Origin of the sequence: Cellulophaga sp. (assembly GCF_039943695.1) — a bacterium.
GTDB lineage: Bacteria > Bacteroidota > Bacteroidia > Flavobacteriales > Flavobacteriaceae > Cellulophaga.
In genome coordinates, this window is the sequence record NZ_JBDVAA010000186.1 from 1 (window position 1) to 11,905 (window position 11,905).

An 11,905-nucleotide genomic window follows, 5' to 3' on the forward strand; every position below is an offset into this window, starting at 1 on the left:
AATTTAGTGACTTGTTCTTTGTTTTTAGATAATTCAAAATTATTTGCCAGTCTGTCTTCAATAACCTCTCTAGTTAAAACTTCTGGACTTAAACCTAATGTTTGCGTCACAAATAATTGTTCACCTTTTTCATCCAAGGCAATCCAATCTGACTTAGTAGCACCGCTATCTACAATTAATATCATACGTTATTACTTAAAATTAATGTATCCTGAAAAAAAGTAAATTTTCACCAATTTTCAGGATACTATATCACAATTATAAAATAGGTTTATAAACTAGCTACGTGCTGAGCTAAATCTACTAACTTATTAGAATAACCAGCTTCATTATCATACCAAGAAATAATTTTGAAGAAAGTTGAGCTTAACTCAATTCCTGCTCCAGCATCAAAAACACTAGTTTGTGCTTCTCCTACAAAATCTTGAGAAACCACATCTTCTTCAGTATATCCTAAAACACCTGCTAATTCTCCTTCAGAAGCAGCTTTAAATACCTTTTTAATTTCTTCATAAGAAGTCTCTTTTTTAACTCTTACAGTTAAATCTACTACAGAAACATCTGGCGTAGGAACTCTAAAAGCCATACCAGTTAATTTTCCGTTTAATTCTGGAATAACCTTACCTACCGCTTTTGCTGCACCTGTAGAAGAAGGAATAATATTTGCCATTGCAGATCTACCTAATCTGTAATTTTTTCTAGATGGAGAATCTACAACAAACTGAGTAGAAGTACTTGCGTGGATAGTAGTCATTAAAGCTTCTTCTATACCAAAATTATCATTTAAAACTTTGGCAACAGGAGCTAAACAGTTTGTAGTACAAGATGCATTAGATACAATTAAGTCTGATGCTTTTGCTTCTTTATGGTTTACACCCATTACAAACATTGGCGCATCTGCAGAAGGTGCAGAAATAACCACTTTTTTAGCACCACCATCAATATGCAATTGTGCTTTTTCTAAAGTTGTAAAAATACCAGTACACTCAGCTACAACTTCTGCACCAGCTGCATCCCACTTAATGTTTTTAGGCTCACGCTCAGCTGTAATACGTACAACTTTACCGTTTACTACTAAATTACCATCATTTACTTCAACAGTACCATCAAACTTTCCGTGAACAGAATCATACTTTAAAAGGTATGCTAAATGTTCTACATCTAATAAGTCATTAATTGCAACAACATCTACGTCACCTCTTTTTATTGTTGTTCTGAAAACCAACCTACCTATTCTTCCAAATCCGTTGATTCCTATTTTTAAATTTGACATTTTCTTACTTTTTGTTATTAATTATGTTGACATTATGTCTGAAACTCTAATGAGTTCTTTATCTATTTTTGTGTGCCCTTTTATAGCTTGTTCTATTGGTGTAAGTATAATTTTATTATCCTGTATACCTACCATTAGATTGCTTTGACCTTCTAACAAAGCTTCTACCGCTTTTACTCCCATTCTACTCGCTAATACACGATCAAAACAAGAAGGAGAACCACCACGCTGCATATGACCTAGAACAGATACACGTACATCGTAAATTGGTAAATGTTCCTCTACATACTCTTTAAGTTCAAAAACATTTTTACCTGTTTTATCTCCTTCAGCAACAATTACTATACTAGAAGATTTACCAGATTTTTTACTACGTTTTAAAGATTCTAACAAACGATCTAAACCTAAATTTTCTTCAGGAATTAGTATTTCCTCTGCTCCTGCTCCTACACCCGCATTTAATGCAATGTGTCCCACATCTCTACCCATTACTTCCACAAAGAAAAGTCGGTTATGAGAACTAGCAGTATCTCTAATCTTATCTATTACATCTACAACTGTATTTAAAGCCGTATCAAAACCTAAAGTGTAGGTAGTACCAAAAATATCATTATCTATGGTACCCGGAATACCCATTACTGGGAAGTTGTATTCTTTATTAAAAATCATTGCTCCGGTAAAGCTACCATCACCTCCAATTACAACAAAAGCATCTATATTATTTGCTATTAAATTATCATAAGCTTGCTTACGACCTTCTTCTGTTCTAAAAGAATCTGAACGTGCAGACTTTAATATAGTACCTCCTTTATTGATAATATTGTTTACACTACGAGCATCCATTGGTTTAAAGTCACCTTCAACCATACCTTCATACCCTCTATAAACACCTACACATTCTACTTTTAAATAAGCACATGTACGAACTACAGATCTTATTGCTGCATTCATTCCTGGAGAATCTCCTCCAGAAGTAAAGACTGCTATTTTTTTAATTTTTGAAGCCATTTATTAATTTATAGTAGTAAAGCTAGGAAACTTATTTTAATAAATTAGTGGTATGAACCCTAAATTTTGACACAGCTAAAACTTCAAACGTTTTCGTTAATAAGTTTTATCAAAAGCTCTTAAAAATGTGTGATTTTAAATTGAAAAAAAGGAAGAAATTGAAGAAAAAAGATATTTCCCTTGCTACTTTTCAAGTATGTGTAATTTTAGTTTTGAGGCATTTTTTTATTTTCCTCTACTTTTAGCTCTTCTTCTTTACGTGCTTTTTTAGGAAAAATTTTAGTCATCAACTCTTTAAACGTATCAAAATCTACCTGATAACTTAAACCAACTCCTTGTGTGTATCCTTGACGTTCTGCTAAAAATTGCTGAATCTCGTTTTCTCTATTAAATACTTTAGCACTAAGTGTACCTTTATCATTTAAAATAATTTGCACTTCCATATCACCAGCAACAACAGACTCGCCTACACCACCTACAGGAACACCAAACTTACCATTAAACAATATACGCTCTCCTAACTTTGTAGATACAGTAACACCTACTCTATTTTCTGTTTGTATGGCATTAGGGTTTAAGTTTCCTTGCTCGTAAACTATACCTAAATCTAAATTTTCTCCGTTGCTTTTAAAAACAGAATTTAATAACCCAGATGCTGTTTGGGTTAAATTACCACTTAACGCGGTTGCATTTAAACCACTTTCTTCATTTACAAATGTACCTTGCATTAATAAGTAAAATGCATTGTTTTGCTCAAAATTATGGTCTAATAGTCTATATTCTAATTCGGATTTTACTATTGAACTAGTGCTTGGAAACTCTATATTAAAATCTACTTCAGTTTTTTCTAACGGGCCTACCAAACTAACAACAACATCTACAGGTATACGGTTTGTATAGTTAGAGTTATCTAATAAAGGTGCTGGGTTAGCATCTAAAGAATAAATTGCGCGCATATTAACCTCTGCGTTTAAAGGTGAGCCATCCCAAATAATTGTACCTCCAGGCTCTACAGTGAATTTACGATTTATTATACCTCCATATTTATAATTATACTCACCTGTAGCTACAGCAAATTCGCCATACATATTAAATTTATCGTTGGTATTAATCTCCATTAATATAGTACCACCACCAGTACCTTTTAAGGAGCTTTTTGTACTAGGATCTATTACTATTTCTACTTCAGCCTCTGGCGTAACATCCAAGTCAAACATAAGTTCTAGGCCTTCATACTTTTGCAACTCTCTATTTTTTTCTTCTTCTGTTTTTTTAGTGACAAAATTTATAAAACTATAATCGCCAACTGCTGCAACATCACTTAAAGGTATTTTTAAAGAAGTTCCCTTAGCTGTAGCTCCTATAACGTCTATATTTAATGCCTTAGTAGAACCGTAAATTCTACCTGTACCGTTTAAATATCCAGTACCGTAATACAAACTCTCTTCTGTATAGTCTGTATTTAATATTAAAAAACGATTGTTGTTTGTATTTACTTTTAAGTCTAAATCCCAAGCTGCAAAATCTTTATGACCAATAGTACCATCTAAAGTTGCGCTTGTATTTTTAACTACATCAGTTAATTGTATGTTTTCAAAGTCAAAAGTTTGCTTGTATAGATTTACTACAGAATTTTTTCCAAAGCTATAATCTACATTTAAGTACTCTATACCCAAACCTGCATTATTTAGTAGTAATTTACCATTAATATCTGGGTTACTTAAACGCTCTGTAATTTTAGCTTTACCACTTATAGAGCCTCTAATATTAGATATTATACCTTCTCCTAAGTTAGAAAAAGGTTCCATTAAAAAATCTGCAAATTCTACGTCTAAGTCTGCTGTAGGTATATTATTATTGTTATTAATTTTACCCATTACAATTAACCTATCTTCTCCCTTATTACGCAAGTGTGTTTCTACATCAAAAGAAGTTAAATCATCATTACCAACAATTTCTACACCCAAATTACCTAGTCTAATATCATTAACGGTAAAATCTGTCATTGTTAAGTTACTAGAAGGTAAATACTTACCTTCTTCTTGGTAAATATTTAAAGAACCGTTTACCTCTCCCTTAAGATCTATATTTTTTAAAGCAGGAGTTATTTTATGCAAAGACACATCATTAAATTCTAATAATAAATCTTTATAAGTAGAATCTATCACCTTACCACTTAAACGTATTTGCTCATTAGCATTGTTATTAAATACAATTTCTTTAATATCTATACTATCTAATGTTCTATTAACAATTACTTTGTTTTTCTTATCTCTATTTTTATTAACAACCCACTCATTACCCTTTAGTAAAATAGAAGAACGTTTAAGACCTATTACAGATCTATTGTCTTTATTAAATGTGTGATAAAAGTTTAAAAAATAGTTATCATCATACCCGCGACCACCTGCAAATTCTGTTCTAAAAAACAGTGTATCTTTTAACTTGGTATTTATCAGTTTAAAATCTTTAACATCATAAAAATTAGTTGATGCATCATTTACTGATATAAAAGTATTGAAAAGCGGATTTTTATTATCAATCTTTACGTTAATACTGTCTAGTTTGTTACCAAAAGCTTCAATTTTTGGCGACTTAAATGTAAGTTTAAAATCACCCTCATCTGCAACTACTTTACCCCTAATAAATGTATTGGAACCAAACTTTACTTCAGGAAAAAATACGTCTACAATTTTATTATAAATATTAAATTTAAAGTCTACTTTTTGCCCTTTGGATATCTCAAACGGTCTATAATTGGTATAAATACTACCAATAGAGTTTTGTATAAGCTTATCTAACTCATTTACTTTAAAATTACCTTCTAAATAACCAGTTATAATGTCTGGAGAATTAATGGTTATTTTACGCAGAGAGTCGGTCTCAAAATTAGAAGTAACTTCAAAATCTTCAAAATAATAGGTATCGTTTTTATTTTGATAACTAGTTTCTCTAAACTTTATAGCTCCAACAATATTATCTAGTGTATTACCTGTAATATCCATATTAATATTACCCTTAAATACAGAAACGCTATCATTAATAAAATTTAAAGCCTTAAAATTAGCGTGGTCTACAGAAGCTATAAAATCAAATGTATTATTAGCTGATGAAAAATCTGCTAAACCTTTAAAATTTAGTTTTAAATTAGGATCGTTACTAATTAAAGCGCCATCAAAAAACTGTTCTTTTAACGTACCAGAAACTACTTTTATATTTTTATAGGTGTATTTGTTAAAATAAATACTATAAACTTCTCCAGTTATTTCTGTGTTCATAGTTTCTGCAACAAAACCTTTACCATCTACATTAATATCTACTGTTGCTTTACCAACTGTATTGTTATCTAAAAACTTACCTAAATCAAAATCTATAAGTGATATAAACCCGTGGTAGTTTGCATTATCTATATTATTAATATTGGTAAGTTCTACATCAGAATAACTACTACCTATAGCTGTGTTTATATTTACTTTAGCTTTTACTAAAGTTTCTGTAATAGAGGTTGTTCCCCTAACCGTAAACTGACCAAATTTTGCAAATGAAGATGGTAACACATTACCAAGTATTTTTGGCAATAGAGAACGTAACTCATAATAACTAGTAGTTACACTTTTCATATCTGCATCTATAACATATGGCTTACTTAAAGTAAATAGGTTTTTAAAGTTAAAATCTCCTCTAACACCTGTATTATCAGAAAAAAGCATTAATCTTTTTGTAGTAAGATCGTTTAAAACACCACTAACATTTGTAGACAGACTAACTTTTTTACCACTACCAAACTGGTTGTAAAGCATATTTATATCATCTAAAGCAACTTCAGAATCTGTAAAATTGGCATCTATTTGTACTTTATTTATAAAATCTTTAAAGTCTTTACGGTCATAATTAAAAACTAAATTCCCTTTTAAGTCAGACTCCTTTGTTTTTATCTGCAACGCATCAAACCTCATTTGTGTTCTAGAGTATTTAAATGCTGTGGTTAGGTTTTCAACCTTTGGTCCTCTTCTACTTGTAAACGTAAGTGTGTTAATTTGTGTAGACACATCTGGACCTAGAATTAAAAAATCTGTTGCACCTATATTTAAATTTTTAAAATCTAACTGCTTTGGCTTTTCTAAATTCTCATTAATTAATTGAAATCTACTATTACCAATATTTACATTACCAGAAACCATTTTAAAAGGTTTAGCTCCTTTGGCTCTAGGCGTTTTATTATCTAACTTATCTATAAAAATCTCTAAATTAGAGGCGCTTTGTCCTTTGTATGTTTTTAATTTTAAATGAAGGTTATCTACGTCTATATCTCCAAACTCTAACTGCCCTTTAATTAAATTATTAATATCTAGTATAGATGTTGTTAAATCTCCAATGTAAAAAAGAGTATCTTTTTGTTCATCTGCCGCATAAATACCTTTTGCAGATGTATTCCAAGTAATTAAATTAACCTTAAGCTTGTCTATATTTAAATTAGTGCCATATTCTTTATTAATATTATTTGTGGCATAATTAGCCAAACGAGTTTGCACAGATGACAACGAGAAAATAAAGGTCGCTAAAAGACAAAGCAGTAATAAAACCAACAATATTCTTAGTAGTATTTTAAATAGTTTTTTGATAGCCCTTTATGTTTTACCTTTGTTACTTCAATATTTATTCCAAAAATACGTGGAAAAAAACAATATCTATATACTTGCAATAGAATCTTCTTGTGACGATACGTCTGCTGCCGTTTTACACAATAGTAAAATGCTTAGCAACGTGGTTGCTACGCAAAAGATTCATGAAGAATACGGTGGTGTTGTTCCCGAGCTAGCCTCTAGAGCACACCAACAAAATATTGTACCTGTGGTGCACCAAGCCTTAGCTAAGGCAAATATCAACAAAAAAGACTTATCTGCAATAGCTTTTACAAGAGGACCAGGATTAATGGGATCTTTGCTTGTAGGTACCTCTTTTGCTAAATCTTTAGCTCTTGGTTTAGACATACCTTTAATAGAGGTAAACCATATGCAGGCACATATTTTGGCCCATTTTATTGATAATGAAACAGGTAAAAAGCCAGAGTTTCCTTTTATAGGGATGACAATTAGCGGCGGACACACACAAATTGTGTTGGTTAAAAGCTATTTTGATATGGAAATTCTAGGTCAAACTCTAGATGATGCCGTTGGTGAAGCTTTTGATAAAAGTGCTAAAATTTTGGGTTTACCTTACCCTGGCGGGCCATTAATAGACAAATATGCACAGTTAGGTAATCCAAAAGCATTTCCTTTTCCTAAATCTAAAGTAGGTGAATTAAATTTTAGTTTTAGCGGTTTTAAAACAAGTGTACTCTATTTTATACAAAGAGAAACACAAAAAAACCCTAATTTTATTGCAGAAAATTTAAATGATATTTGTGCATCTATACAGTATACAATAATTAATGTGTTGCTAACAAAGCTAAAAAAAGCAGTTGCACAAACTGGTGTTAAGCAAATTGCAATTGGCGGTGGCGTGTCTGCAAATTCTGGTATTAGAAAAGTGTTACAAGAAGCAGAACAAAAACACGGTTGGAAAACCTTTATACCACCTTTTCAATTCTGTACAGACAATGCTGCAATGATTGGTATAGTTGGTTATTTAAAGTACAAGGAAGAATTATTTTCTACACAAGAAATAACAGCAAAAGCACGTTACGTAATTAACGAATAAATAAAAACAGTAACCTAATTAATATATTTTATGCAATTATTTTATAACAGCACTTTAGATAACAGTATTTCTCAATTTGTTTTTTCTCCGGAAGAAAGCAAACATATTGTAAAAGTACTACGTAAGGTAGAAGGAGATGAATTGTACATTACAAATGGTAAAGGCTATTTATTTACTGCTAAAATAATGGTTGCTGATATTAAAAAATGTAAAGCACAAATTACATCTAAAGAAAAAAAACACAGGCCAATGCATTGGATGCATATAGCTGTTGCACCAACAAAAATGAATGATAGATTTGAGTGGTTTTTAGAAAAAGCAACTGAAATTGGTGTAGATGAAATTACGCCTATTATTTGTGACCACTCTGAACGTAAAGTTTTAAAGTTAGAACGCATGGAGAAAGTTTTACAATCTGCAATGAAACAGTCTTTACAAACCTATTTACCAAAATTAAATACTCCTGTTCCTTTTTCTGAATTTGTAAAAAAAGAACATAAAGATTTGCTGTTTATTGCCCACTGTGAAGAAGAAGAAAAGGCAGAACTAAAAAGAAGAGTAGCTGCAGACAAAGATGTTACCGTATTAATTGGTCCAGAAGGAGATTTCTCTGAGTCTGAAATTACACAAGCTTATGAAAATGGTTTTGTTCCTGTATCTTTAGGTAAAAACAGATTACGTACAGAAACAGCCGCTATAGTTGCTTGTACTACTGTTGCAATGATAAACAACGGATAAATTACTTTTTAAATAACCATAATTTTATGAAAAAAATAGCAACTCTATGTTTGTTTCTTTTACTAGCTTTTATAACAAAGTTACAAGCCCAAAAAATTGCTATTCTAAAATATAATGGTGGCGGAGATTGGTACGCTAACCCTACTGCTCTACCCAATTTAATTGCATTTTGTAATAAAGAGATAGCAACCAAAATAAATTCTAAACCACAAACTGTAGAGGTGGGTAATATTGGTATTTTTCAGTATCCTTTTTTACATATGACAGGGCACGGAAACGTTGTTTTTTCTAATGAAGAAGCAGAAAACTTAAAAACCTACTTACTATCTGGTGGGTTTTTACATATAGATGATAACTACGGTATGGAACCGTATATTAGAAAAGAAATAGCTAAATTATTTCCTAATAAAAAGCTTGAAGAGTTAGGTGCAAATCACCCTATTTTTAATCAGAAATTTAAATTTAAAGATGGTTTACCTAAAATACACGAACATAACGGAAAAAGACCACAAGCTTTTGGCATAACTCACAATAATAGACTTATATTGCTATTTACTTTAGAGAGCGATTTAGGTGATGGATGGGAAGACCCAGAAGTACATAACGATGGTCCTAAAGTACGAGAAAAAGCACTGCAAATGGGTGCTAATATTATAAAATACGTTTTTAATAACTAAGTATAAATGAAAGCAAAAACAATAGCAGATGGTATTTTACGTGCATTGGGCATTATAGTAGGTATACTATTACTTTGCTTTTTTTTATATAAAATTAGTTCTGTTTTAGTCTATATATCTATTGCTGCCGTAGCTTCTTTAATTGGCAGACCTATTGTTTTATTTTTGCGCGACAAATTAAAGTTTAACAACACCTTAGCCGTTATTATTACAATGTTGTTTTTAATTGGTATTGTTGGTGGTATAATTGCACTTTTTATTCCGCTTATTATTCAGCAAGGACATAATTTAGCGTTATTAGATATTAACCAACTACAAGGTAACATACAAGATTTATATACAGAGATTGTAAATTACTTTGGTGTAAGCACTAGCGAGCTTGAAGAAAACGTAAAATCATCAAACTTTTTAACAAGTCTAGATTTTGCTTTTATTCCAGATTTTCTAAACTCTCTTATAGGTGTACTTGGTAGTTTAAGTATTGGCCTGTTTTCTGTTTTATTTATTACTTTTTTCTTTTTAAAAGATCGTAAATTATTTAGTGACGGACTATTAATGTTAACGCCTCAAAACAAAGAAGGAAGATTTAAAAAATCTATGGATACCATAAGTAGTCTACTATCTAGATATTTTGTTGGATTGGTTTTTCAGATACTAATATTATTTGTTATTTACACCATTGTTTTACTAGTTGTAGGTATAGAAAATGCCATTGTAATAGCATTTTTATGCGCTTTGTTAAACTTAATACCATATGTAGGACCCATTATTGGTGGCGCTTTAATGGTTACACTTACAATGTCTAGCAACTTAGGCGAAAGCTTTAGTGATGTTATTTTGCCAAAAACAGGTTATGTAATGATTGGTTTTATTATTGGGCAATTAGTAGATAATTTCTTTTCGCAACCTTTTATATTTTCAAGTAGTGTAAAATCTCATCCATTAGAAATTTTTCTAGTTATAATTATTGGTGGTTTACTTTTTGGTATCACTGGGATGATTATTGCTGTACCGGGTTACACTGCAATTAAAGTAATTTTAAAAGAATTTTTTGCAGAAAACAAGATTGTAAAATCTATGACAAAAAATTTATAGTTTTAGTTTGAATACCGCTATTTTACATACCAACGTACAAAATTTTATTGCTGAAAATTTAGAAACAGACATTATGTCTATTCTACTTAAAAAAGATACATTTAACGATGTAACCAATAAAGAATTAGCAGCACAAATTGAAGCTAAAAACAAGTGTAAAAGCAAACTGCCAACGTGGTTTACAACGCCAAATATCTATTATCCCAACAAGTTAAACATAGAGCAAACCTCATCAGAAAAAACAGCTACATACAAAGCTTCCCTAGTAAAAGGAAAAACGCTTATAGACCTTACTGGTGGCTTAGGAGTAGATTGCTTTTATTTTACTAAAAAAATAGCTTTAGTTTACCATTGCGAAATTTCTGAAAACGTATCTAAAATAGCAGCACACAATTTTAAAACTTTAGGTGTAAAAAATATTAATACGTGCAATGTAAATGGGATAGATCATTTAAAAAACACAGATTTACTTTTTGATTGGATTTACATAGATCCATCTAGAAGAAATGATGCCAAAGGAAAAGTGTTTTTTTTAGAAGATTGTTTACCAAACGTACCAGAACATTTAGATTTAATTTTTAGCAAAGCTGATAATATACTTATAAAAACATCTCCGTTATTAGATTTTTCAGTTGGTATAAAATCATTACAAAATGTAAAAGAAATACACGTTGTTGCACTTAATAATGATGTAAAAGAATTGCTTTGGGTTTTAGAGAAAGACTATACAGGAGACATATATATTAAAACCATAAATCTAACTAAAACTGAAGATTTGGTTTTCTCTTTTAATTATACTAATGAAAAAGAGGCTGTATTTACCTATAGTGAACCTCAACAATACATTTATGAACCTAATTCTGCTATTTTAAAAGCAGGAGCATTTAAGTCTGTAGCAGCACATTATAAATTACACAAATTGCATGAGCATACTCATTTGTACACCTCTAATGACTTAATAGATTTTGCAGGAAGATGTTTTAAAGTTGAAACACAAATTGCATTTAATAAAAAAGAAATTCAGCGCTTACAACTAACAAAAGCAAACATTACCACACGTAACTTTCCAGAAAGTGTAGCTAATATTCGCAAAAAATTTAAAATAAAAGAAGGCGGTAATATTTACTTATTTTTTACAACAGACTGCTATAACAAAAAAGTTGTTTTATTGTGTAGTAAAGCTTAATCTAAGTTATTAATCCAATTTACAAGTAAGTTAGTCCAATTAGACAGTTTTTTATTTTTAAGCCCTAACGCAAAACCGTGACCACCAGACTCATAAATATGCATTTGTACTGGTATATCTTTATTTTTTAAAGCACTATACATAAGCAAACTATTTTCTACAGGAACAGCAGTATCATCTGTAGCATGTACCAAAAATGTTTTAGGAGTTTCTTTTGTAATATTTAAT

9 protein-coding genes and 1 pseudogene are annotated in these 11,905 nt (G+C 30.7%); 5 read left to right on the forward strand and 5 right to left on the reverse strand.

Annotated features, from left to right (window positions below; all coding sequences use genetic code 11):
- From ABJD66_RS12910 to ABJD66_RS12925, 4 genes and pseudogenes are all read right to left on the reverse strand, one after another.
- Window positions 1–185 (reverse strand): annotated as a pseudogene (locus ABJD66_RS12910) (N-acetylglucosamine kinase); the annotation flags it as partial.
- Between the two features lie 86 nt (window positions 186–271).
- Window positions 272–1,273 (reverse strand): type I glyceraldehyde-3-phosphate dehydrogenase, encoded by a 1,002-nt coding sequence (gene gap, locus ABJD66_RS12915; RefSeq protein WP_100896266.1) that lies wholly within the window; start codon window positions 1,271–1,273, stop codon window positions 272–274.
- A 21-nt stretch (window positions 1,274–1,294) separates the two neighbouring features.
- Window positions 1,295–2,281 (reverse strand): 6-phosphofructokinase, encoded by a 987-nt coding sequence (gene pfkA, locus ABJD66_RS12920; RefSeq protein WP_100896267.1) that lies wholly within the window; start codon window positions 2,279–2,281, stop codon window positions 1,295–1,297.
- 206 nt (window positions 2,282–2,487) lie between these two features.
- Window positions 2,488–6,801 (reverse strand): translocation/assembly module TamB domain-containing protein, encoded by a 4,314-nt coding sequence (locus tag ABJD66_RS12925; protein ID WP_348132291.1) that lies wholly within the window; start codon window positions 6,799–6,801, stop codon window positions 2,488–2,490.
- Window positions 6,802–6,952: 151 nt separating this feature from the next.
- Between ABJD66_RS12925 and tsaD the strand changes: the two genes are divergently transcribed.
- Genes tsaD through ABJD66_RS12950 form a run of 5 tightly spaced genes read left to right on the forward strand, consistent with a single transcriptional unit; the run spans window position 6,953 to window position 11,677 of the window.
- The gene (gene tsaD / locus ABJD66_RS12930) at window positions 6,953–7,981 is read left to right on the forward strand and encodes a tRNA (adenosine(37)-N6)-threonylcarbamoyltransferase complex transferase subunit TsaD (protein ID WP_303542447.1); all 1,029 of its coding nucleotides are present in this window, start codon (window positions 6,953–6,955) and stop codon (window positions 7,979–7,981) included.
- 30 nt (window positions 7,982–8,011) lie between these two features.
- Window positions 8,012–8,719: a 16S rRNA (uracil(1498)-N(3))-methyltransferase gene (locus tag ABJD66_RS12935; protein ID WP_348132295.1), complete on the forward strand. Its 708-nt coding sequence runs from the start codon at window positions 8,012–8,014 to the stop codon at window positions 8,717–8,719.
- Window positions 8,720–8,745: 26 nt separating this feature from the next.
- Window positions 8,746–9,396, forward strand: a complete 651-nt coding sequence (locus tag ABJD66_RS12940; RefSeq protein ID WP_348132298.1) for a DUF4159 domain-containing protein — start codon at window positions 8,746–8,748, stop codon at window positions 9,394–9,396.
- Window positions 9,397–9,402: 6 nt separating this feature from the next.
- The gene (locus ABJD66_RS12945; protein WP_100896272.1) at window positions 9,403–10,491 is read left to right on the forward strand and encodes an AI-2E family transporter; all 1,089 of its coding nucleotides are present in this window, start codon (window positions 9,403–9,405) and stop codon (window positions 10,489–10,491) included.
- A 7-nt stretch (window positions 10,492–10,498) separates the two neighbouring features.
- Window positions 10,499–11,677 carry a class I SAM-dependent methyltransferase gene (locus tag ABJD66_RS12950; RefSeq protein WP_348132302.1) on the forward strand — a complete coding sequence of 393 codons (1,179 nt, stop codon included), beginning with the start codon at window positions 10,499–10,501 and terminating at the stop codon, window positions 11,675–11,677.
- On the opposite strand, the gene ABJD66_RS12955 is transcribed toward ABJD66_RS12950, so the two are convergent.
- The coding region (locus tag ABJD66_RS12955; protein ID WP_348132305.1) for a prolyl oligopeptidase family serine peptidase at window positions 11,674–11,905 on the reverse strand (232 nt) is incomplete at its 5' end. The genes ABJD66_RS12950 and ABJD66_RS12955 overlap by 4 nt on opposite strands.

Excerpts from the sequence above, each read along its gene's own strand:
- gap (WP_100896266.1), bottom strand. The coding sequence starts at position 1,273 with ATGTCAAATTTAAAAATAGGAATCAACGGATTTGGAAGAATAGGTAGG.
- pfkA (WP_100896267.1), bottom strand. The coding sequence starts at position 2,281 with ATGGCTTCAAAAATTAAAAAAATAGCAGTCTTTACTTCTGGAGGAGAT.
- ABJD66_RS12935 (WP_348132295.1), top strand. The coding sequence starts at position 8,012 with ATGCAATTATTTTATAACAGCACTTTAGATAACAGTATTTCTCAATTT.
- ABJD66_RS12940 (WP_348132298.1), top strand. The coding sequence starts at position 8,746 with ATGAAAAAAATAGCAACTCTATGTTTGTTTCTTTTACTAGCTTTTATA.
- ABJD66_RS12945 (WP_100896272.1), top strand. The coding sequence starts at position 9,403 with ATGAAAGCAAAAACAATAGCAGATGGTATTTTACGTGCATTGGGCATT.